The organism is Bordetella genomosp. 9, from assembly GCF_002261425.1.
In the GTDB taxonomy this organism is placed as follows: domain Bacteria; phylum Pseudomonadota; class Gammaproteobacteria; order Burkholderiales; family Burkholderiaceae_B; genus Bordetella_C.
The window spans coordinates 2,951,064-2,972,592 of record NZ_NEVJ01000003.1 but is presented as its reverse complement, the minus strand read 5'-3'; the positions used below and the strand labels follow the sequence as shown (position 1 = coordinate 2,972,592).

19 protein-coding genes are annotated in these 21,529 nt (G+C 66.9%); 6 read left to right on the top strand and 13 right to left on the bottom strand.

Annotated features, from left to right (window positions below; translation table 11 throughout):
- Nucleotides 1-29 precede the first annotated feature (29 nt).
- Nucleotides 30-3,806: a methionine synthase gene (gene metH, locus CAL26_RS24530; protein WP_094849268.1), complete on the top strand. Its 3,777-nt coding sequence runs from the start codon at nt 30-32 to the stop codon at nt 3,804-3,806.
- A 601-nt stretch (nt 3,807-4,407) separates the two neighbouring features.
- Here metH and speB read toward each other — a convergent pair.
- The 10 genes from speB to CAL26_RS24480 all read right to left on the bottom strand — a co-directional run bounded on the left by speB (nt 4,408) and on the right by CAL26_RS24480 (nt 13,013).
- Nucleotides 4,408-5,358, bottom strand: coding sequence for an agmatinase (gene speB, locus CAL26_RS24525; protein ID WP_094849267.1), 951 nt, complete (start codon nt 5,356-5,358; stop codon nt 4,408-4,410).
- Nucleotides 5,359-5,366: 8 nt separating this feature from the next.
- On the bottom strand, nt 5,367-5,969 hold the full coding sequence (locus CAL26_RS24520) for a cupin domain-containing protein (RefSeq protein WP_094849266.1): 603 nt from the start codon (nt 5,967-5,969) through the stop codon (nt 5,367-5,369).
- Nucleotides 5,970-5,978: 9 nt separating this feature from the next.
- Nucleotides 5,979-6,680: a DUF1989 domain-containing protein gene (locus CAL26_RS24515; protein WP_094849265.1), complete on the bottom strand. Its 702-nt coding sequence runs from the start codon at nt 6,678-6,680 to the stop codon at nt 5,979-5,981.
- Nucleotides 6,681-6,691: 11 nt separating this feature from the next.
- Nucleotides 6,692-8,125, bottom strand: a complete 1,434-nt coding sequence (locus CAL26_RS24510; RefSeq protein ID WP_256988579.1) for a M20 family metallo-hydrolase — start codon at nt 8,123-8,125, stop codon at nt 6,692-6,694.
- Nucleotides 8,122-8,946 carry an amino acid ABC transporter ATP-binding protein gene (locus CAL26_RS24505; RefSeq protein WP_094849264.1) on the bottom strand — a complete coding sequence of 275 codons (825 nt, stop codon included), beginning with the start codon at nt 8,944-8,946 and terminating at the stop codon, nt 8,122-8,124. The genes CAL26_RS24510 and CAL26_RS24505 overlap by 4 nt, the downstream gene beginning before the upstream one ends.
- 46 nt (nt 8,947-8,992) lie before the next feature.
- Nucleotides 8,993-9,649, bottom strand: coding sequence for an amino acid ABC transporter permease (locus CAL26_RS24500; protein ID WP_094849263.1), 657 nt, complete (start codon nt 9,647-9,649; stop codon nt 8,993-8,995).
- Nucleotides 9,646-10,359 (bottom strand): amino acid ABC transporter permease, encoded by a 714-nt coding sequence (locus CAL26_RS24495; RefSeq protein WP_094849262.1) that lies wholly within the window; start codon nt 10,357-10,359, stop codon nt 9,646-9,648. The genes CAL26_RS24500 and CAL26_RS24495 overlap by 4 nt, the downstream gene beginning before the upstream one ends.
- Before the next feature lie 10 nt (nt 10,360-10,369).
- The gene (locus CAL26_RS24490; RefSeq protein ID WP_094849261.1) at nt 10,370-11,200 is read right to left on the bottom strand and encodes a transporter substrate-binding domain-containing protein; all 831 of its coding nucleotides are present in this window, start codon (nt 11,198-11,200) and stop codon (nt 10,370-10,372) included.
- A gap of 224 nt (nt 11,201-11,424) precedes the next feature.
- A complete protein-coding gene (locus tag CAL26_RS24485) occupies nt 11,425-12,345 on the bottom strand; it encodes a DMT family transporter (protein ID WP_094849260.1) in 921 nt (306 codons plus the stop codon).
- Entirely contained in the window at nt 12,342-13,013 is a 672-nt protein-coding gene (locus tag CAL26_RS24480) for a GntR family transcriptional regulator (RefSeq protein ID WP_094849259.1), read from the bottom strand. The genes CAL26_RS24485 and CAL26_RS24480 overlap by 4 nt, the downstream gene beginning before the upstream one ends.
- A 70-nt stretch (nt 13,014-13,083) precedes the next feature.
- On the opposite strand from CAL26_RS24480, the gene CAL26_RS24475 reads away from it, so the two are divergent.
- From CAL26_RS24475 to CAL26_RS24465, 3 genes are all read left to right on the top strand, one after another.
- The gene (locus CAL26_RS24475; protein ID WP_094849258.1) at nt 13,084-14,061 is read left to right on the top strand and encodes a Bug family tripartite tricarboxylate transporter substrate binding protein; all 978 of its coding nucleotides are present in this window, start codon (nt 13,084-13,086) and stop codon (nt 14,059-14,061) included.
- Between the two features lie 26 nt (nt 14,062-14,087).
- Complete coding sequence (locus CAL26_RS24470) at nt 14,088-14,753, top strand: RraA family protein (RefSeq protein WP_094849257.1); 666 nt, start codon at nt 14,088-14,090, stop codon at nt 14,751-14,753.
- Nucleotides 14,754-14,821: 68 nt separating this feature from the next.
- Nucleotides 14,822-15,658, top strand: coding sequence for a helix-turn-helix transcriptional regulator (locus tag CAL26_RS24465; protein ID WP_094849256.1), 837 nt, complete (start codon nt 14,822-14,824; stop codon nt 15,656-15,658).
- Here the strand turns inward: CAL26_RS24465 and CAL26_RS24460 are convergent.
- Together CAL26_RS24460 and thiC are read right to left on the bottom strand one after the other, a co-directional pair.
- Complete coding sequence (locus CAL26_RS24460) at nt 15,646-16,491, bottom strand: DUF1444 family protein (protein ID WP_179283474.1); 846 nt, start codon at nt 16,489-16,491, stop codon at nt 15,646-15,648. The genes CAL26_RS24465 and CAL26_RS24460 overlap by 13 nt on opposite strands.
- A gap of 135 nt (nt 16,492-16,626) precedes the next feature.
- Nucleotides 16,627-18,540 (bottom strand): phosphomethylpyrimidine synthase ThiC, encoded by a 1,914-nt coding sequence (gene thiC, locus CAL26_RS24455; RefSeq protein WP_094849254.1) that lies wholly within the window; start codon nt 18,538-18,540, stop codon nt 16,627-16,629.
- 306 nt (nt 18,541-18,846) lie between these two features.
- On the opposite strand from thiC, the gene CAL26_RS24450 reads away from it, so the two are divergent.
- Nucleotides 18,847-19,500 (top strand): SecDF P1 head subdomain-containing protein, encoded by a 654-nt coding sequence (locus tag CAL26_RS24450; protein ID WP_094849253.1) that lies wholly within the window; start codon nt 18,847-18,849, stop codon nt 19,498-19,500.
- 82 nt (nt 19,501-19,582) lie between these two features.
- Here the strand turns inward: CAL26_RS24450 and CAL26_RS24445 are convergent, their stop codons facing one another.
- A complete protein-coding gene (locus tag CAL26_RS24445) occupies nt 19,583-20,044 on the bottom strand; it encodes a helix-turn-helix domain-containing protein (protein ID WP_094849252.1) in 462 nt (153 codons plus the stop codon).
- Nucleotides 20,045-20,127: 83 nt separating this feature from the next.
- On the opposite strand from CAL26_RS24445, the gene CAL26_RS28415 reads away from it, so the two are divergent.
- Nucleotides 20,128-21,363, top strand: a complete 1,236-nt coding sequence (locus CAL26_RS28415) for a hypothetical protein (protein ID WP_179283473.1) — start codon at nt 20,128-20,130, stop codon at nt 21,361-21,363.
- The last annotated feature ends 166 nt before the right edge of the window (nt 21,364-21,529 follow it).

Here is a 21,529-nt window from a genome sequence, read left to right as displayed (position 1 = left end):
ATCCATCCGCCTTCCCTGCAGGAACGCCCGTGCCGTCCTATCCCGCGCTGCCTTATCCCATCGATTCCTATACCCATGGCGCCGCCTTCGTGCGCGCGCTCGACTCGCGGATCATGATCCTGGACGGCGCGATGGGCACCATGATCCAGCGCTACAAGCTGACAGAGGCCGATTTCCGTGGCGAGCGCTTCGCCGGCCACGGCAAGGACCTGAAGGGCGACAACGAGCTGCTGTCGTTGACGCGCCCCGACGTGATTGCCGAAATCCACCGCCAGTACCTGGAGGCGGGCGCCGACGTCATCGAAACCAACACCTTCGGCGCGACGTCCATCGCGCAGGGCGACTACGACCTGCCGGAACTCGCCTACGAAATGAACCTGGCGTCGGCCAGGCTGGCGCGCGAAGCCTGCGACGCCTACAGCACGCCCGAACGGCCGCGCTTCGTCGCCGGCGCGCTGGGGCCGCAGCCCAAGACCGCGTCGATCTCCCCGGACGTCAACGACCCCGGCGCGCGCAACGTCACGTTCGACGAGCTGCGCGCCGCCTATGTCGAGCAGATGAACGGCCTGCTGGACGGCGGCATCGACGTCGTCCTGATAGAAACCATCTTCGACACGCTGAATGCCAAGGCCGCCATTTTCGCGGTCGAGGAAGTCTTCGAGCAGCGCGGCGTGCGGCTGCCGGTGATGATCTCCGGCACGGTGACCGACGCTTCCGGCCGCATCCTGTCCGGCCAGACCGTCGAGGCATTCTGGAATTCCGTGCGCCATGCCCGGCCGGTGACGATAGGGCTGAACTGCGCGCTGGGCGCCGCGCTGATGCGTCCCTATGTCGCCGAGCTGTCGAAGATCTGCGATACCTACGTCTGCGTCTATCCGAACGCCGGCCTGCCCAATCCCATGAGCGACACCGGGTTCGACGAATCGCCGGCGGATACCTCGAGCCTGCTGGAAGAGTTCGCGCGCGCCGGGCTGGTGAACATGGCCGGCGGCTGCTGCGGCACCACGCCCGACCACATCCGCGCCATCGCCGAAAAAGTCGTCCGGCTGACGCCGCGGGTGGTGCCCGACGTGCCGGTCAAGACGCGGCTGTCGGGCCTGGAGCCGCTGAATATCGACGAGGACACGCTGTTCGTGAACGTCGGCGAACGTACCAACGTGACCGGCAGCAAGATGTTCGCGCGCCTGATCCGCGAGGAAAAATACGACGAGGCCCTGGCCGTGGCACGCCAGCAGGTGGAAAACGGCGCGCAGATCATCGACGTCAACATGGACGAGGCCATGCTGGATTCGGTGGCCTGCATGACGCGCTTCCTGAACCTGATCGCGTCGGAGCCCGACATCGCCCGCGTGCCGGTGATGATAGACAGCTCCAAATGGGAAGTCATCGAAGCCGGCCTGAAGTGCGTGCAGGGCAAGCCGGTGGTGAACTCGATTTCCATGAAGGAAGGCATCGAGCCCTTCCTGCACCATGCCCGCCTGTGCCGCCGCTATGGCGCGGCCATGGTGGTGATGGCTTTCGACGAGCAGGGCCAGGCCGATACGCTGGAGCGCCGCAAGGAAATCTGCGGCCGTGCCTACGATCTGCTGGTCAATCAGGAAGGCTTCAATCCCGAGGACATCATCTTCGATCCCAACGTCTTTGCCGTGGCCACGGGGATCGAGGAGCACAACCGCTATGCGCTCGACTTCATCGAAGGCGTGACGTGGATACGCCAGAACCTGCCGCACGCGCGCCTGTCCGGCGGTATTTCGAATGTGAGCTTCTCGTTCCGCGGCAATGAGCCGATGCGCGAGGCCATCCACACCGTCTTCCTGTACTACGCCATCCGCGAAGGCCTGACCATGGGCATCGTGAATGCCGGCCAGCTGGGGGTGTACGCGGACCTGGATCCCAAGCTGCGCGACCTGGTCGAGGACGTGGTGTTGGATCGCGCCGAGCCCGTCGGCAAGACCGAAGCCGACGACGAGCGCACGCCCACCGAACGGCTGGTGCAGTTCGCCGATACCGTCAAGGGCAGCGGCGCCAAGAAGGAAGAAGACCTGGCCTGGCGCGCGCAGCCGGTGGAACAGCGCCTGGCGCATGCGCTGGTGCATGGGATCACGAACTTCATCGTCGACGATACCGAGGAAGTGCGCCAGCAGATCGAGGCGCGCGGCGGCCGGCCTATCGAGGTCATCGAAGGCCCGCTGATGGACGGCATGAACATCGTGGGCGACCTGTTCGGCGAAGGCAAGATGTTCCTGCCGCAGGTGGTGAAGTCGGCGCGCGTCATGAAGCAGGCCGTGGCGCATCTGGTGCCCTTCATCGAGGAAGAAAAGCGCCAGATCGCGGCGGCGGGCGGCGACGTGCGCGCCAAGGGCAAGATGGTGATCGCCACGGTGAAGGGAGACGTGCACGATATCGGCAAGAACATCGTGTCCGTGGTCCTGCAATGCAACAACTTCGAAGTCGTGAACATGGGCGTGATGGTGCCCTGCGCGCAGATCCTGGAAAAGGCGAAGGAAGAAAACGCGGATATCGTGGGCCTGTCGGGACTGATCACGCCCAGCCTGGAAGAAATGGCCTACGTGGCCAGCGAAATGCAGCGCGACGAGTATTTCCGCGAGCGGAAGATCCCGCTGATGATCGGCGGCGCCACCACCAGCCGCGTGCATACCGCGGTGAAGATCGCTCCCCATTACGAAGGGCCGGTGGTGTACACCCCGGACGCCAGCCGCGCCGTGGGCGTGGCGACCAATCTGGTGTCCGAGCAGGCGGACGCCTTCATCGCCGACCTGAAGCGCGAATACGACGACGTGCGCCGCCGCCACGCCAATCGCAAGGCGACGCCGCTGGTGTCCCTGGCGGAGGCGCGGGCGGCGCGGCCGGCGATCGATTGGTCGGGCTACGTTCCGCCGCGGCCCAAGTACATCGGCCGCCGCACCTTCAAGCATTACGATCTGGCGGAGATCGCCACCTATATCGACTGGACGCCGTTCTTCCAGACTTGGAGCCTGTTCGGCCAGTTTCCGGCGATCCTGGACGACAAGGTGGTGGGCGAGCAGGCGCGCAAGGTGTACGCCGACGCGCAGGCCATGCTCAAGCGCATCGTCGAAGGGCGCTGGCTGACGGCCAACGGCGTGGTCGCGTTCTATCCGGCCAATCGGGTGAACGACGAGGATATCGAGGTCTATGCCGACGAAAGCCGCACGCGCGTGCTGTTCACGTGGCGCAACCTGCGGCAGCAGGGGGCCAAGCGGGAAGGCGTGGCGAACAAGTGCCTGGCGGACTACATCGCGCCCAAGGACAGCGGCGTGGCCGACTATATCGGCCTGTTCGCGGTGACGGCCGGGCTGGGCATCGAGAAGAAGGAAGCCGAGTTCGCGGCGGCGCATGACGACTATTCGAGCATCATGCTGAAGGCGCTGGCGGACCGCTTCGCGGAAGCCTACGCCGAATGCCTGCATGCGCGGGTTCGGCGGGATTTGTGGGGCTATGCGGCGGATGAGACCCTGGACAATGCCGCGCTGATCGCCGAGAAGTACGTCGGCATACGGCCGGCGCCCGGCTATCCGGCCTGCCCGGAGCACGTGGTCAAGCGCGAGATGTTCGAGGTGCTGGATGCGGCGGAGGTCGGCATCGACCTGACCGAGAGCTATGCGATGTTCCCGGCGTCCAGCGTGTGCGGGTTCTATCTCAGCCATCCCGACTCGCAGTATTTCAACGTCGGGACGATAGGGGAAGACCAGCTGCGCGATTACATCGCCCGCAGCGGGCGCAGCGAGGACGACGTCAAGCGCACGCTGGGGCCGGTGCTGGGCTGAGTTTTCGCTGACCGTTGGGTTTGGCGTTGGTGGCTGGCTGGTCTTTAGCCGGCGGTGGTAATGGCGCTCTTGCCGGTCATGGTGCTGGTGCCGTCCGTCGGTGCAGTCACCCTGTCGTGTCCATCCCGATCGGCCGGTCCGGCGCGCGGGCGCCGGACTCCCGCGTCGTCTGCCTCGTCCGGCGGCCGAACGTCGTCAGCGTTCTTGCGTCTTTTTTGCCCGGCCGTCCTCCCTTCGTCAGCCCTCGCGCGGCCTCAACGGGCTGGACCCAACAGGGTGACCGCCCCGCCGGACTCTGGTTTGCCTTATTCACGGATGCTGCGAACGGTGGTTTTCTTGGCCCTTCGTGGCTGAGTGATCTGACTCAAGAAGGATCGTGCAGTGCCCGGCGCTGCGTGGCCGCGCTGGGCGGCCACGCAACGCCGGGCCGCAGCAAATCCTTCTCTACTCAAACTACAGAGCCACGAAGCGCCAAGCACTCAGATGGTTGCGGCGTCCGTGAATAAGGCAAACCGGAGTCTGGCGGGATGGACACGACAGGGTGACCGCCCCGACGGACGGCACAAACACAAGCACTACCAGCACCACCACCAGCACCGCCTTACCTTCCCATCTCCCAAGCCCGCGCCAGCAAGCAGAGGCACTCATACATCAAGGTCGCGCCCAGCAGCGCCGTATTCCCGCTCGGGTCATACGGCGGCGCGACTTCCACCACGTCGGCGCCGCGCAGGTCCAGGCCTTCCAGGCCGCGCAGCAGCGTGAGGGTCTCGCGCGTGGACAGGCCGCCTATCTCGGGCGTCCCGGTCCCCGGCGCGTATACGGGGTCCAGCCCGTCGACGTCCACGGACAGGTAACTCGGACCGCCGCCGACAACGCGCCGCGCCTCGGCGATGACGGCCTCGACGCCCATGCGATCGAATTCCTCGATGAAGATCACTCTCATGCCGGATTCGAGAGAATAACGCCAGCCTTCGTCGGAGTTCTGCGCCCCGCGGATGCCGATCTGCACGGTCCGTTTCGGATCCAGCATCCCGGCTTCCACCGCACGGCGAAAGGGCGAGCCGTGGCTGAACTTGGAGCCGATGAAATCATCCCAGGTGTCCGTATGCGCATCGATATGCACCATGCCCAGCGGCTCGCGCGGCGCCATGGCCTGGAAGATGGGAAAGGTGATCGAATGATCGCCGCCCGCGACCAGGGTCCGTTTGCCGGCCGCGTAGATCGGCTCAAGAAAGCGCCGGATATCCGCGTGCGAATTCTCCAGGTGGAACACGTCGGTGAACGGCACGTCGCCCACGTCGGCCACCCGGCAGGCGGCGAACGGGTTGAAGCGGGTCACGTGATGGATCGCGCGCGTCATCGACGACATATTGCGGATTTCCCGGGGACCGTAGCGGGCGCCGGGCCGCGCCGTGACGCCGCCATCGAACGGCACGCCGACGATGCCGATATCGAAATCCTCCAGCCGCGTCGTGTACGGGACGCGCATGAAGGTCGGGATGCCGCTGTAGCGCGGCTGCGCCTGCGCGCGGGTGTCCGTGGCGGAATGCATGGGGGCGTTCAGAAGGTGGTGGGCGTGTTCACCCACAGCACCCGCGTCACCGTCTTGCCCGGATTGCGATAGCTATGCGGAACATCGCTGGAGAAATAGAAGGAGTCGCCAGCGTCGAGCAGGTGGATTTCCTCGCCCAGGCGCAGCTCGAAGCGGCCTTCGATCACGTAGCCCATTTCCTCGCCGGCGTGCGCGATCTGTTCCAGGCTTTCCGCCAGCGGCTCCAGCACGTGGATGTCCGCCTGCAGCAACTGGCCGCGCATCGGCACGATGACGCGCTCCAGCTTGACGCCGCCCTTGCGTCCGCGCGCCTGGCTGAACGCCAGGACGGGGCGGTCGGCCGCCCGTGTCACGGGCGAGGCCGGCGGGGCGTCGGCGGCGGTCAGCTCGGCCACGTTGGTGTCCAGCGCATGGGCCAGGCGGTGCAGGGTGTTCAACGATGGCATCGTCTGGCCGCGTTCGATGCGTGACAGCAGGCTTTCCGAGCACTCGGCGGCCTCCGCCAGCGCCTTCAGCGTCAGGTTGTGCACCATGCGGGCATGCTTGACGCGCGGTCCCAGCGCGGCAAGCCCGCGCTCGGGAGTCGAAGGGGAAGGTCTGCGGGTAGCCATGGCGGAATTCTATGCCTGGTCGAGCACCTGGAAGTGCACTTCGACGGGACGGTTGTCGTTGATCGGAATGATGTCCTGCGGGCAGGCCGACATCACGACCACGCAGTCCATTTCCGCGCGCAGGTCCACGTAGTCGCCCGCCTTCGATACGGGGGCCAGCCATTGCACGCCGCCTTCCGCGTTCACGGGGATGTTCATCCACAGGTTCAGCGGCTGCGGGACTTCGCGCGCGCGCAGGCCGATGGCTTTCAGCGCCATGCGCATGTTGTCGGCGCAGTTGTCGTGGTAGTGCTCGACGCCCAGGTTGCGGTAGCGATAGGCGTCGCAGGCCGCCATCAGGGTGTCGTGCACGCCCGGCGAGGTATCGGCCGTCAGGGTCATGATGGGGCGGCGGCGGTTGCTGCCCAGCGGGTCTCCCACTTTCGGGATGATGCGGTCGATCATGGCGCGCGCATGTTCCATGGACATGAACTCGCTGAGGTCGTCGGCCTTGAAAGCCCAGGTGTCGCATACCTGGCTGCCATGGGTGTTGATGATGCGGATGACCTGGCCCTTGGACAGGCGGACGGCGCGGCCGTTGCGGGCGGGGACTTCGTACACCTTGCCCGGCTCGGCGCGGCCATCGGCCGAGATGGGTTCCAGATGGGTGTTGTTCAGGCCGACCGGTTCGCCGTTGTCGGCCACCTGCGGGATGCTGGTTGCGGTTTGCATCGTGTTGATTCCTAGCGGGTGGGGGTGGATAAATCGGGGGTAGGGATAGCGGGCGATCCGGCGTCGGCTCCATCGGCGGCGCCGACATTGCCGTCCTGCGCGAGTTCGGCCAGGCACCAGGCCAGCGCCCGCGTGCACGCGGCCAGGTCCTCGATGCCGGTGTGCTCGTCGGGGTGATGGCTGACGCCGCCGATGCTGGGCGCGAACAGCATGGCCGTGGGGCAGAAGCCGGCCAGCGGCATGGCGTCGTGGAAGGCGCCGGACAGCATGTCCGCGTGCGGCAGCGCCAGCGACCGGCAGGCCTGCCTTGCGAGTTCGACCAGGCCCAGGTCGAAGGCCACCGTCGGCTTGTGCTGCAGGACCTCGATCGCGGCGCCGGCGGGCAGCAGGGCCTGCAGCCGGGCGTGCAGCGCGTCCAGTACCGATGCGTCGGGATGGCGCGCGTCGATGGTGAACACGACCTGGTCGGCGATGGTGTTGATCGAGTCCGGCCGGCATTGCCAGCGGCCTATGGTCAGGCGCAGGGCGGCGTCGTCCTGGGCGCGGCCGTATTCCAGCAGCGCGTGCGCCAGCGCGATCGCCTTGGCCTGCGCGTCGTCGCGCGCGGCATCCGGCGTGGTGCCGGCGTGCGCGCTGCGGCCCGGCACCGTGACGCGGTACCAGCGCACGCCTTGTATGGCCGTGACGCAGCCGACCTGCAGGCCGCGCGCTTCCAGGATGGGGCCTTGTTCGATGTGGGCTTCGATATAGGCGTGCAGCGGGCGCGCCAGCGGTGCGTCGAACCAGCGCCAGCCGGCCTCGCGCGCGGCCATGGAGAAGTCCTCGCGGGCGTCGTTGCAGGCCTGCAGGAAGGTCACGCCCTGGGCGTCGGCGGTATCGCGGAATGTGGCCAGGCGCGCCGGGTCGGTATAGGAGGCCGAGCCCATCAGGCCGGGCGCGAAGCGCGAGCCTTCCTCGTTGGTCCACATGACGGTGTCGATGGGACGGTGGGTGCGCAGGCCGGCGGCGTCCAGCGCGGCGAAGACTTCCAGGCCGGCGGCCACGCCGAAGGCGCCGTCCAGCCAGCCGCCCAGCGGCTGCGTGTCGACGTGGCTGCCGGTCAGGACCGGCGCGGCGTTGGCGTTCTCGCCATGGCGCCGGATGTAGACATTGGCCGCGGCATCGATGCCCACGGAGTATCCCGGGCGGCAGGCGAATTCGGTGGCCAGCCAGCGGCGCGCCAGCAACTCCTGCGGCGTGAGCGCCTGGCGCGCGACACCGCCATGGATGTCGCCGGGACGGGCGGCGCCAAAGGACGCCAACCCCCGCAAGCGCGCCTGCAGGCGCTCGGGGTCGACGGCTTGGGCCGCGCGCATGGCCAGGCTGGCGATGCGCGTGCCATCCTGGCGCTGCGTGACTCCCTCCCCGGGGGGCGATTCGCGCTTGGGGTGGCCCGGATCGCTCATCGTTCGGCCCCCGCCGGCGCCAGGCTGCGCCGTATCCAGGGTTGCAGGAAGGCGCGGATGCGCGGATGGGTGGGCCGGCGGATGATGTCGTCGGCCCCGCCGGTCGCCAGGATGCGTCCCTGCTCCATGAACACGATGCGATCCGACACTTCCGCGGCAAAACTCATTTCGTGCGTCACCATGACCATCGTCATGCCCTCGCGCGACAGCGATTTGATGACTTCCAGCACTTCGTCCACCAGCTCCGGATCCAGCGCCGACGTCGGCTCGTCCAGCAGCATGGCCTCGGGTGACACCGCCAGCGCGCGGGCGATGCCGACGCGCTGCTGCTGCCCGCCGCTCAATCTGGCCGGCATGGCGTCGGCCTTGTCGGCCAGGCCGACCCGTTCCAGCGCCTGCAGGGCGATCTGGCGCGCCTGGCTGGCCGGCTTGGCGCGCGCCAGGGTCAGCGGCGCCATCACATTGGCCAGCGCCGTCATATGCGGCCACAGGTTGAAGTGCTGGAACACCATCGCCAGCGGCGCGCGCACTTCGGCGACGGCGCGATCGCTGTCGCGCACCAGCGTGCCGTCGGCGGCGCGGCGGTAGCCCAGCAGCGCGCCGCGGATATCGACTTCGCCCTCGTCATAGACTTCCAGGAAATTCATGCATCGCAACAGCGAGGTCTTGCCCGAGCCGGACGGGCCGATCAGGGTGACGACTTCGCCGCGGGCGATGTCCAGGTCGATGCCGGACAGCACGCGATGGTCGCCGAAGGATTTGCCGACGCCGCGCAGCGAGATCATCGGCAGGGCGGCGCCGGTGGGAGTGGTGTCGGTCATGGATAGATCCGGGTGGATGAAGCGTGCATGGATGGGATGGGCGCCTTCATGCCAGCCCCCGCGCCAGCCGTCGCGACAGCAGCCTGCCGATGCGGCCGATGGCCAGGGCCAGCAGCCAGTAGCAGCCCGCCAGCAGGATGTATGGTTCGACGTAGACGAATTGCGCGGACACGATGCGCGACGCCGTCAGCGTCAGTTCGGGATAGGTGATCACCGAGGCCAGCGCCGATTCCTTCACCAGCAGCACGGTCTGGTGCGCGACCAGCGGCACGGCCGCGCGCAGCGCCTGCGGCAGCTGGATATGGCGGAAGATCCGGCGGCGATCGATGCCCATCACCTGCGCGGCCTCGATCTGCCCGGGCGGGATGGATTCCCAGCAGGCGCGGAAGATCTCGGCGAAATAGGCGCCGCTGTAGATCGACAGCGTGATGGCGGCCGCCGCATAGGGATCCAGCGAGACCCCGATACTGGGCAGGCCGAAATAGACGATGAACAGATGGATCAGGAAGGGCACCCCGCGCCACACCACCGTGTAGGCCCAGTACAGCCAGACGAAGGGCCGCCGTCCCGTTTCGCGCAGCATGTGCGCGATAAACCCGCACGCCAGGCCGCCCGCCAGCGCGGCGATCACCAGGCCCATGGTGTGCAGGACGCCCGCGCCGAAGTCCGGCAGCAGCGATAGCATCAGGTCGATATCCATCATGTCTTCCGGATGGCGTTGCGGCGGATGATGGCGCGGCTGGCGTGGCCGCTACCCGCCATGCGGTGCGCCAGCCAGGTTCCCAGCAAGAACACGGCGGTCGTCAGGGCCAGGTACACCACGCCGGTAGTCACGTAGACTTCCAGCGGCCGGTAGTTGCCGGCCACGATCTGCCGCGCGCCGCGCGCCAGGTCGGCGACGGCGATCACCGATACGATGGCGGAGTTCTTGATCACGTCGATGGCTTCGGACACCACCGCGGGCCAGACCGCGCGGGCCATCTGCGGCAGCTGGATATGGCGGAAAACCTGGCGCGGCGTCAGCCCGAACACCGCGCCCGCTTCCAGTTGGCCGCGGCTCACCGCCGCCAGCCCGCTGCGCAGGATCTCGCACTGGAATGCCGCGGAATTCATCGCCATCGCGGCCATGGCCGCGAGCAGCGGCGGCAGGTCCACGCCCAGCGCGCTGGGCAGGTAGAACAGCATCAACATCTGCACCAGCATGGGCGTGCCGCGGAAGAAGCTGATATAGGCGATGACCGCCAGGCGCAGGGGGCTGCGCTTGCCGCCCGTCAGCGTGCACCCCAACAGCAGGGCGCCCAGCAGGAAGCCCCCGACGATCGCCACCACCGCGACCAGCAGGGTGGTGGCGGCGCCGTGGCCCAGGATGGGCGCATAGGCGGCCAGGCGCTCGAGCAGGGTGGGACCGTTCATCGCCGCGTGCTCACATCTCGGGCGTGGGAACCTTGTCGGTGGGCACGTCCATGGTGAAGCCGAACCACTTCATCTGCAGCTTCTGCAGTTCGCCGCTCTGCTGCGCGCGGGCGATGCCGTCGCTGAAGAACTTCACCAGGCTGGCGCTGTCGGCGTCCTTGCGGCCGACCCAGCCGAAGTAGGTCTTGGGACCGATGGGGCCGTCCATCACCGCATAGACGTCACCGCGCGTCTTGACCAGCGTGGCCAGGTTGGCGAGGGATTGCGCCACCGCATCCAGGCGGCCCGCCGCCAGGTCGGCGTAGGCTTCGTCGAAGCTGACGTATTCGCGGATGTTCACCGCCGGCTTGCCGGCCGCCTTCAGCTTCTCGGCGTAGGCCTGCAATGCCTTCAATTGCGCCGAGCCGGTCTGCGAGCCCACCGTCTTGCCGGCGATGCCATCGGTGCTGGTCAGCCCGGTATCGGCCTTGCGCTTGACCAGGGCGGTGGTGGCATCGGCGATCGGCACGGTGAAGGCGAATTTGTCGGCGCGTTCCTTCGTCATCGTCACCGAGGTCACGATGAAATCGAACTTGCGCGTGGCCAGGCCGGGCAGGATGCCCTGGAAGGGCACGTCCAGTTGCTTGACCTTGACGCCGGGCAGGCCGGCCATGATGGTATTCATCAGATCGGGGCCGTAGCCGACGATCTTGCCGTCCTGCAGATACTCGAAGGGCGCGAATTGCGCTTCGGTGCCTATGACGATTTCCTTCTTCTGCTTGACGGTGTCCAGCAGGTCCGCGTGCGCGGCACCGGCCGCGACGAAAGCCAGCATGGCCAGGATCGAACGACTGCGCAGCATGAGTAACCCCTTGATAGCGATGCCCGCCGACGGGCGGGAGACGTTAGTTGGTGCAAGTGGCATGTTTTCCATGCAAGTCACTTGCATGCATAGCAAGCAACATGCATGCCAACTTTGCGCCTTTGGGGGAAGGGGCGGGGATGATCCGGCGATGCCCCGCGGTGGGCGGGGGATGCGCCGAGACGGTGCGTCGTGCACCATCCTGGGCGCGGCGGCGCGTCCGGCTACTCGGCCGGCGATGCCGCGGCCGATGCGGGCTTCGCGGCGCGCGGCCGTGCCAGGAAGATCCCGGCCAGGATCAGCACCAGCCCCACGGCATGGTAGGGCTGCGGCGCCACGCCCAGCATCAGCACCGACAACAGCACGGTGAAAATCGGCGTCAGGTTCATGAAGAAGATCGGCAGCTGCGGATTGGTGCGCGCCACCGCCGTCTGCCAGCAGAAGAACGCCACCAGCGACGGAAAAATGCCGATGTAGCAGACGATGGCGGCCGTCTTCCAATCGAACACGATAGGCGCGTAGGCGCCCCACGCCTGTTCGGCCAGCACGAAGGGCAGGCTCCAGGCCAGCCCCGCGACTATATGGACGCACATCAGCACATCGGTCGGCAGCCGCGATGGACGCCGTTTCAGCAGCCAGGTGTACAGGCTCCACGCGAAGGTGCCGGCCAGCATGAAGAGGTCGCCGCGCACGAAATGGATGGCGTCCAGGCCGCCCAGCCGGCCGCCCAGCATCACCCAGGCGACGCCGATCACCGACAGCGCGGCGCCGCAGGCACTGCGCACGCCGATGGGCGCGCCGAACAGCAGGCGGCCCAGCAGCAGGATGAAGACCGGCGCGGACGAGCCGATCAGCGACGTATTGATGGGGTTGGAGGTCGTCAGGGCCAGGTATTGCAGCGCGTTGTAGCAGGTGATGCCCCAGAAGCCCGCCACCATGATGTCCCGCCACTCCGCGCGCAGCACCTCGCGATGGCGCGCCACGCGGCGCGCGACGAAGGGCAGCAGCACAAACAGCGCCATCGTCCAGCGCAAGGTATTCAGCGTGACCGGCGGGATATGGCCGGCCGCCATCTTGCCCACGATGGCGTTGCTGCCCCACAGGAAAGGCGGGATCAGCAGGGCCAGGAACAGGCGCGCGTTCATGGGCGGGGGCCCGGCCCCAGCACCAGATCGGCGTAGGCCTTGCCCTTGCCTATGATGTGATCCCGCATCGCCTGCGCGGCGGCCTCGCCGTCGCCCGCGCGTATCGCCCGCACGACGGCTTCGTGCTCGGCGCAGGACACGCGCAGCCGGCCCGGCTGGTCGAAGACGTTGCGGCGGAAGTTCGCCAGCCGCAGGCGCGCGTCCTCGATTTCATCGCGCACGATGGTATTGCCGCTGCCGGCGTAGATCAGCTGATGCAAGGCCAGGTTGGTCTCCTCATAGCCCGGCCGGTCATTGTCGCCAGCCTGGGCGGACGCGCGCTCGTGCAGCGCGCCCAATTCATCACGCTGCGCCGCGCTCATGCGTTGCGCGGCCAGCCGCGCCGCCACCCCTTCCAGTTCGCCCAGGTATTCCAGCCGCGCGATCAGTTCGGCGGCGTCCGGCTTGTAGACGAAGGTCCCGGCGCGCGGAACGATGGCTACCAGTTTACGCGCGGCCAGCATCAGCAGGGCTTCCCGGATCGGGGTGCGGGACACCTCGAACCGGGCGGCCAGGGCTTTTTCGTCCAGCGGCATGCCCGGCGGCAGAACGCCTTCGGCGATATCGCGCTCGATCAGCGCACGGATGCGCTCGGGGGTGTTGACCGCGGGACCGTGGGTTTGCTCCATGTTGATAATTTTAGACCCCGACTTCATAATTATGAAAAACACATAAATTATTACCAAACGAGGAGACAAGATGAGACGCGCCCTGACCACGGCCGTGGCGGCCGTTGCTGCCTTACTGGGCAGCCTGCCGCCCACCGCCGCCTACGCGGCCTTTCCCGAGCGGCCGATCCGCATCGTCGTGCCAGTGCCCCCGGGCGGCATTATCGACCAGGTCGTCCGCATCATTACGCCACCCATGGCGGAAATGCTGAAACAACCCATCGTCGTCGAAAACCGCCCGGGCGCCAGCGGCAATATCGCGGCGTCCTTCGTGGCCCGCTCCACGCCCGACGGCTACACCATGCTGGCGGGCTACTCCATGTTCCACGTCGGCAACCCGGTCATGTTCCACAAGCTGGACTGGGACCCCGTCAAGGATTTCGCGCCGGTCGCCATGCTGGTGTCTTCGCCGCACGTCATCGCGGTCAATCCCAAGCTGCCGGTCAAGACCCTGCAGGAACTGGTCGACTATGCCAAGGCCCATCCCAATGAGCTGAACTACGCGACATCGGGCAATGGATCGGTACCCCACATCGGGATGGAGCTGTTCAAGCAGCGCACCGGCGTGCAGATCACGCACGTCCCCTACAAGGGAGCGGGCCCGGCCATCCAGGACGTCCTGAGCGGAAACGTGCAAATGACCGTGGCCACGCCGCCGTCGCTGGCCGGTTTCGTCACGAACGGCCGCCTGCGTCCGCTGGCCATCGCCGCGAAGTCCCGCATCCCCATGCTGCCCGATGTGCCGACCACCGCGGAGGCCGGCTTCCCGGGGTTCGAGCTGGAAGCGTGGGTCGCGCTGTTCGCCCCTGCCGGCACGCCGCAGGACGTGGTCGCGGCCCTGAGCGACGCCGCCCGCAAGTCGCTGCAGACCGACAAGGTCAAGGATGCGCTGGCCGCCGCCGGCGTCTCGGCCTGGTACCTGAACCCTCCTGGGCTGGACCAGCAGGTCCGCAAGGACATCGATTACTGGCAGCCGGTCATCCGTAAAGCCAACATCACCATTGAATAGCGGGCGAGACGCCCAGGGAGTCATGCATGAATATCGATACCAACGACGCCAATGTCGTACGGGCCTCCAGGCTGGACTGCGGCGCCTTGAGCGATGCGCTGGATCGCCTGGGCATCGTGGGGCAGTGCTACAAGATCAAGCCGTGCGATCCGTCGTTCCGGCTGGCCGGCCGCGCCTACACGGTGCTGTATGAGCCCACCACCATCGAAACCGGCAACGTCGGCGAGTACATGGACGACGTGCCGCCCGGGCGCGTCATCGTGATCGACAACCGCGGCCGCGACGAGATGGGTACGTGGGGCAACATCCTGACCGAGCTGGCGCACCATCGCGGCATGGCCGGCACGGTGATCGACGGCAACAACCGCGACGTCGCCCTGTGCCGCGAACTGGGCTATCCGATCTTCAGCCACGACACCTGGATGCGCACCGGCAAGGGCCGCATCCAGCTCAAGGCGCTGGAAGTCCCCGTCATCATCGGCGGCGTGGTGGTCAATCCGGGCGACATCCTGCGCGGCGACGCCGACGGCGTGGTGGTCCTGCCCAAGGTGCGCGAAAACGAGCTGCTGGACGTGGCCGAGCACATCGCCAGCCAGGAAAAGCAGCTGCGCGATGCCATCCGCGGCGGCATGCGCATGGACGAGGCGCGCAAGAAGTACCGGTATCACGACCTGCAGAGCCCGAAGTACTGAACCGACCGGGCAGGCACCCGGGTAAGATAGGGCGTTCGATACAGGTACCCGCCCTTACTTATCCTGGTATGACGCCTGCCACCCTTGCTCACTCCGTCACGGCCGCCGAAGGCGCCACGCTGCGGCGCCGCACCCTGGGCGATTTCGTCCGCAACGCGCGCGCGCGCATTACGCCGCAGATGGCCGGCCTGCCCGCCGGCCTGCGTCGCCGCACGCCCGGCCTGCGGCGGGAAGAGGTCGCCCAGCTCTGCGGCATCAGCGTGACCTGGTACACCTGGATAGAACAGGGCCGCGAGGTCTCGGTGTCGCCCGCCGTGTGGGCGCGTATCGCCAGCGTCCTGCAGCTGGCGCGCGCGGAACGCGCCTACCTGTTCGAGCTGGCGGAATGCGCCGATCCGCAGCATCCCCGCGATGAACCGTCCGGCGTGTCCGGCATCCTGGCGGCCTGTGTGGACGCCATCGATGCGCCGGCCTATGTGCTGGACCGCGCCTGGAACGTCATGGCCTACAACGAAGCCATGCGCGACCTGTTCGACAACTGGCCCGTGGTCGACCCGGCGCCCAATCTGTTGCGCTATATCTTCCTGGACCCGGCGGCCCGCGGACTGGTGGTGGACTGGGAGCAGCGCGCGCGCCGCGCCGTCGCCGAATTCCGCCACGACGCCGGCCCGCACCTGGATGAACAGGACGTGCGCGACCTGCTGGACCCGCTGTTGCGGGACAGCTCCGCCTTCGAGCATTGGTGGACACGCCACGCGGTGGTCGAGCGCGAAGGCGGCCTGCGCGAATTCCAGCATCCGCGCCAGGGGCTGCTGCGCTTCCAGCAAGTGACCTTCAGGCTGGCGACGCACGCCGACCTGAAGCTGATCATGTTGCTGGCCGAGCCGCCCGGTCAGTCATCGTAACGGGTCAGCACGCCGTCGCGCCAGACGTAGAGCAACGCCGACAAGCCATAGGGCGAGCGCGCCATGATGTGGGCGGCGATGTTGCGGATACGGTTCTGGCCGTGGCGATCGTTCGACCCGCACACCAGCAGTTCCTCGCGCGCCGGTATCGCCACCACCGGTTCGCCGTCGATCCGCACGCGGTCGCGCCAGTCCTCGGTCAGGAATACCAGGCTGGCGTCGTAGTTGCCGTCCAGGCGCACGCCGTAGCAGCCTTCGTCGCCTTCGATGGTCAGCTGCGGCAGCAGGCGGCGCAGGTTCTCCCGGGCCAGCGGCATCAGCGCGTCGCGCGCCACTTCCAGGTCCGCCAGGTGATCCGGCGCGACGTAGCTCATCGCGTCGGGACGGTCTTCCACGTAGACCGTCATCAATTCGTCCGTCAAGGGTTCGGCGACGAAACGATCGCCGTCTCCAGCGCCGGCTGCCTGAAGCTGGCGCGTGCTGGCGGTCAGCCACATCCTGGTCTTGACCACCGGCAGGATGGCGGCGCGGCGGCTCGCGGCATCCGGCTTGGCGGCCGCCGGCGCGGCGTCCAGGTGCGCCGCCAGGATGGCATCCAGATCGGCCGGCGCCTTGGTATAGGCCGTGTAGGCATTCCCCAGCGACTGCGTCACCTGCGCGCCCCCGGGCAGCGACCAGCGCACCTGGACGGCATCGCCGGCCACGTCAGGCTCGACGCTGACGCCGTCCTTGGGAAAGCGCGCGCGTGCCGCCTCGGCATAGGCCTGGGCGAACTGTGCGGCGTCCAGCGTGCGCGAGGTGCGCGGGGTCAACAGGCGTTTCAATAAGCTCATCGCATCGTCCATCGACGGCCGGCGCGGCGGCCGGGCGGCCAGGCCAGGCCGCCGGTGCATAAAAGACGCGCCGGTCCATGTCCGGCGCGCCGATGTCCAGGCAAGCGGCCGGTCTCCGCGCGACCGGCCACCGCGTCAGGTCTGATGATAGATCTCGGCGCCCTTGCGCACGAACTCCACCGCCTTTTCCTGCATGCCCTTTTTCAGCGCTTCCTGTTCGGCCACGCCCTGGCTGGCGGCGTAGTCGCGCACGTCCTGCGTGATCTTCATGCTGCAGAAATGCGGGCCGCACATGGAGCAGAAGTGCGCCACCTTCATCGAATCCTTGGGCAAGGTTTCGTCGTGGAAGTCCTTGGCGGTGTCCGGATCCAGGCCCAGGTTGAATTGGTCGTCCCAGCGGAACTCGAAGCGCGCCTTCGACAGGGCGTTATCGCGGATGGCCGCGCCCGGATGGCCCTTGGCAAGATCCGCCGCATGCGCGGCGATCTTGTAGGTGATGATGCCGTCCTTCACGTCCTTCTTGTTCGGCAGGCCCAGGTGTTCCTTGGGCGTCACGTAGCACAGCATCGCCGTGCCGTACCAGCCGATCAGCGCGGCGCCGATACCCGAGGTGATGTGGTCGTAGCCGGGCGCGATGTCGGTGGTCAGCGGCCCGAGCGTATAGAAGGGCGCTTCGTGACAGTGCTCCAGCTGCAGATCCATGTTTTCCTTGATCATCTGCATCGGGACATGGCCCGGGCCTTCGATCATCACCTGCACGTCGTGCTTCCAGGCCACCTGGGTCAGTTCGCCCAGCGTCTTCAATTCGGCGAACTGGGCTTCGTCATTGGCGTCGTAGGCGGAACCCGGACGCAGGCCGTCGCCCAGCGAGAAGCTGACGTCGTAGGCCTTCATGATTTCGCAGATTTCCTCGAAGCGCTCGTACAGGAAGCTTTCGCGGTGATGGGCCAGACACCATTTCGCCATGATGGAACCGCCGCGCGACACGATGCCGGTCATGCGATCCGCGGTCATGGGAATGAAGGGCAGCCGCACGCCGGCGTGGATGGTGAAATAGTCCACCCCTTGTTCCGCCTGCTCGATCAGGGTGTCGCGGAAAATTTCCCACGTCAGTTCCTCGGCCTTGCCGTCGACTTTTTCCAGCGCCTGGTAGATGGGCACGGTGCCGATGGGAACCGGGGAATTGCGCACGATCCATTCGCGCGTTTCGTGTATGTGCTTGCCGGTGGACAGGTCCATGACCGTGTCGCCGCCCCAGCGGATGGACCAGGTCATTTTCTCGACTTCTTCGCCGATGCCCGAACTGACCGCCGAGTTGCCGATATTGGCATTGATCTTGACCAGGAAGTTGCGGCCGATGGCCATCGGCTCCAGTTCCGGGTGATTGATGTTGGCCGGAATGATGGCCCGGCCGCGCGCGATTTCGTCACGCACGAATTCCGGCGTGATGGAAGACGGAATGGCGGCGCCGAAGGATTGCCCCGGATGCTGGCGCAGCATGCGCTTGACCAGCTTTTCGCCTTCCGGACCGCTGGCGCGCAGCGATTCCAGGTATTGCTCGCGGCGCAGGTTTTCACGGATGGCGACGAATTCCATTTCCGGCGTGACGATGCCGCGGCGCGCGTAGTGCATCTGCGTCACGTTGGCGCCCGCCTTGGCGCGGCGCGGCGGCCGTTGCAGGTCGAAGCGCATGGCGGTCAGCTTGGGGTCTTCCAACCGCTCGCGGCCGTAGGCGCTGGACGGTCCGGACAGCAGTTCGGTATCGCCGCGTTCCTCGATCCAGCCGCGGCGCAGTTCGGGCAGGCCACGGCGGATATCGATCTTCACCGACGGGTCGGTGTAGGGACCGCTGGTGTCGTACACCGTGAGCGGCGGATTCTTTTCGCCGCCGAACATGGTGGGCGTATCCTGCTGCTCGATTTCGCGGAACGGCACGCGGATGTCCGGGCGCGATCCCTGCTGATAGACTTTGCGGGATTTGGGCAGCGGGGCGACCGCGGCGGCGTCGACTTCGGCCGTGGCGGCCAGGAATTTCGGATTGGCGTTCATGAAAGCTCCAAGCGAGGGTTTGGAGCCGAATAGGGTCGAATTCCGGCGGCTTCCACCGGAACGCTCCCAGCATCGGCATTATCCGTACTGGTACGAAGGGACTCTCTCAACCTCTGGTGCGGCCGCCGCCAGTTCGTTCGAATTGGCGGAACGCTGGCTGGACCGTGAAGTACCCCTGCGTGCATGCGACAGTATAGAAGACGGAGACAGGATGACTCCATTACATCTGGAAGCAGTCTGCGTTGTGCCCCGCCTTGCGCGCCCTGTACACTTTTTTTGCAACCTCCACCAATAGGAACACCTGTTATGCACATCAGCTTCCGTTCGATCGCACCAGTGGTATTGATGGCTACGATCCTCCTGGCGGGGTGCCAGACGCCTGGCAACAAGGGCGGTACAGGATCCACGCCCGCCAATGGCGCCGGCACCGCCGCGCCCGCCGCCACGCCTGGCACGCCGGCGCCGTCGGCTACGCCCGCGGCGTCCTCCGTCGGCTTCTATATCGCGCAGACCGAGTCCGCCCCGGACCTGATGGAAGTCAAGCTCAGCGACGCCACCGTCTACGTGCAGCGCCAGCCCGTCCTGTCGCGCGCCGACCTGACCGAAGCCGCCGCCCTGGTGGATCGCCAGGGCCAGAACTTCGTCGGCCTGCGCTTCAGCCCGGAAGGCGCGCGCAAGCTGGCGCAGGTCAGCTCGCAGAACGTCGGCAAGCTGCTCGTGCTGGTCATCAACGGACAACTGGTGGCGGCGCCGCGTATCGCCGAGCCCTTGAACCGCGGCGTGCTCGCCTTCGGCGTGGATTCGGCGCAGACCGCGACCGAGATCGCCGCCCGCGTGCGCGGCGACGCGCCCGCGGCTGGCGCGCGTCCGCCCGCTTCTCCGGCCAATGGCGCGCCGGCCGTGCCGCCCGCTTCGGATCGCGCGGCGCCGGCTTCCGGCACCGCGGCGCCGGCGCGCTGATCGCTGGCAGTGTTGAAAAGCAAAGCGCCCCAGACGGGGCGCTTTGCTTTTGCCTAGCCGCGGGTCGGGCCGCGCGGCGGGATCAGTCGCCGCGTCGCGTCCGCGGCTTGGGCTTGGACAGCGTGTAGTTGCTGTGGCAGGCGTCGATGAACGCCGCGACCATGTTTTCGAGATGCCGCTTGTCGCGCGTGGCCAGGCCTTCGTAGCGGCCGCGCGGAATGTTGGGGAAGGGCCAGTCCAGGTCCTTGCCGGACAGCCCGAACGACGCTTGCGCGCCGTCTTCCATCAAGGCGTAGCGCTGGCCGGCCATGGCGTTGGCGTAGAGGTCCGCGGGGCGCTCCATCGGGCCCTTGCCGGTATCCAGCCACTGCGCTTCTATCCGCAGCGCCGCCGCCAGCTTGAACAGGCCCCGGCTGGATTTGCGCTCACCGCTCTCGTAGCTGGCCACCGCGCTTTGCGACAAACCCGCCAGGCGCGCCAATTCGGCCTGGGTGTAGCCGCGCAGGGCGCGGGCGTGCCTCAAACGGTCTGAAAATTTCTTCACGAGACGATTGAAGCTTGCACGGATGCCACGTTGGTGTTTATATGAATCACATTCGTGGTTTTGTCGTTTGCAGGAGGAAAAACATGATCGATTACCTGGACGTCATCGTGCTGCAGGATGCGCGCGCGGTAAGAGACAACCTGGCGGAAGAACTCGCCAAGCGGGATTTCGCGGTGCGCTCTTGCGGCAGCCTGGCGGGGTTGCGGCATCTGTATGCCACCCAGCCGGCGCCGCTGCTGGTATTGACCGGCGACTCCGACGACCTGGCCTGCGATGCGCAGAGCGCACGCCTGGCCGCGCCGTCGGCCATCATCATCGCGCTGGGCACGTCGGCCGATACGGCGTGGCGCACGCACGTCATGGCGGCGGGCGCGGATGCCTGCCACTCGGCATCCATCGACATCGCCGAGCTGATGGCCATCCTGTTGGCCTGGGGCCGCCAGGCGGTGCGTGGATTCAGCGTTGAATTGCCTGTCCATGCGCGTGCCCTCGGCGGTGTGCTCGGCAGTGGCTTCGATGCCCGTGCCGAACATGGCTTCTCTCCAGCACCCGCTCTGCCGGACGCACCTGCTGAACTTGCGGACGATGCGGGGGACCATGATCGCGACGATGACGACGACGGAGATGATCTCGATCGTCGCCATGACAGCGACTTCGGCCGCGCTGCCAGCGACCAAGCCTTCGACGTGCTGCGCCGGGCCCGGGCCGCCTCGCAGTCGGCACCGTCCTCGCTCTCCATTGTCCAGCCGCCGCCTCCCTGCATTCCACGCACCGCACGTCTTGGTAGCGGATGGCGCCTGGATGCGAACTGCCGTGTGCTGGTCTGCCCCCACGACCGCACCCTGTTCGTAACGGCAGCCGAAAACAGCTTTCTCATGCGCATCGCCGCCTGCGAAGGCCAACTGCTGCGCCGCCAGCGCGGTCTAGCGTCACCAACATCACCCACGCCTGCCGCGCCATCCGCAGAAGGCGAAGATCATGGCACGCAGCCCATGGACATCCGCAGCATGGACGTCCTGGTCTCGCGCCTGCGCCGCAAGGCCCGGCGCGCCGGAATCGAACTGCCCTTGCTGGCGGTGCGGGGCTGCGGCTATCTGTTCTCGGAATGCCTGACGGTAACCCCATCAGCCCCCGCCCCCCGCGCCGCCGGCAACCTGAAACCGCATGCCGCAGCGAAACCCGTCACCTTGCCGCCCATCCAGCGTCCGCCTTACAAGCTGGAGGACAGCGGGCGCATGCATCGCCCGTATTGTCGCGATGCTGACCTGCAATGCGATCTCAGCGTTCACGAGGTCGTATACCAGTTGCTTGCTGCCTGATCAGCGCCGTCAGCACCGTCCTCGGCCTCGCCCGTCTTATTGCCGTTTTCCAGTGTTGCCCCCTCTTTCCTTCCTGCCTGCCCGTTTCCCCACCCGCCTACCGCTAGCCCGCCGCCTCATCGGCCCATTGCCGCACGCATTACCGCACGCGCGAGCAGCTGTTTAA

Bases quoted from the DNA above. Each gene is read 5' to 3' on its own strand.
- CAL26_RS24490 (WP_094849261.1), bottom strand. From the start codon at position 11,200: ATGCTGCGCAGTCGTTCGATCCTGGCCATGCTGGCTTTCGTCGCGGCC.
- CAL26_RS24475 (WP_094849258.1), top strand. From the start codon at position 13,084: ATGAGACGCGCCCTGACCACGGCCGTGGCGGCCGTTGCTGCCTTACTG.
- CAL26_RS24520 (WP_094849266.1), bottom strand. From the start codon at position 5,969: ATGGCTACCCGCAGACCTTCCCCTTCGACTCCCGAGCGCGGGCTTGCC.
- speB (WP_094849267.1), bottom strand. From the start codon at position 5,358: ATGCATTCCGCCACGGACACCCGCGCGCAGGCGCAGCCGCGCTACAGC.
- CAL26_RS24465 (WP_094849256.1), top strand. From the start codon at position 14,822: ATGACGCCTGCCACCCTTGCTCACTCCGTCACGGCCGCCGAAGGCGCC.
- CAL26_RS24515 (WP_094849265.1), bottom strand. From the start codon at position 6,680: ATGCAAACCGCAACCAGCATCCCGCAGGTGGCCGACAACGGCGAACCG.
- CAL26_RS28415 (WP_179283473.1), top strand. From the start codon at position 20,128: ATGATCGATTACCTGGACGTCATCGTGCTGCAGGATGCGCGCGCGGTA.
- CAL26_RS24485 (WP_094849260.1), bottom strand. From the start codon at position 12,345: ATGAACGCGCGCCTGTTCCTGGCCCTGCTGATCCCGCCTTTCCTGTGG.
- CAL26_RS24505 (WP_094849264.1), bottom strand. From the start codon at position 8,946: ATGACCGACACCACTCCCACCGGCGCCGCCCTGCCGATGATCTCGCTG.
- CAL26_RS24495 (WP_094849262.1), bottom strand. From the start codon at position 10,359: ATGAACGGTCCCACCCTGCTCGAGCGCCTGGCCGCCTATGCGCCCATC.
- CAL26_RS24460 (WP_179283474.1), bottom strand. From the start codon at position 16,491: ATGAGCTTATTGAAACGCCTGTTGACCCCGCGCACCTCGCGCACGCTG.
- CAL26_RS24500 (WP_094849263.1), bottom strand. From the start codon at position 9,649: ATGATGGATATCGACCTGATGCTATCGCTGCTGCCGGACTTCGGCGCG.
- CAL26_RS24480 (WP_094849259.1), bottom strand. From the start codon at position 13,013: ATGGAGCAAACCCACGGTCCCGCGGTCAACACCCCCGAGCGCATCCGT.
- CAL26_RS24510 (WP_256988579.1), bottom strand. From the start codon at position 8,125: ATGAGCGATCCGGGCCACCCCAAGCGCGAATCGCCCCCCGGGGAGGGA.
- CAL26_RS24450 (WP_094849253.1), top strand. From the start codon at position 18,847: ATGCACATCAGCTTCCGTTCGATCGCACCAGTGGTATTGATGGCTACG.
- CAL26_RS24470 (WP_094849257.1), top strand. From the start codon at position 14,088: ATGAATATCGATACCAACGACGCCAATGTCGTACGGGCCTCCAGGCTG.
- thiC (WP_094849254.1), bottom strand. From the start codon at position 18,540: ATGAACGCCAATCCGAAATTCCTGGCCGCCACGGCCGAAGTCGACGCC.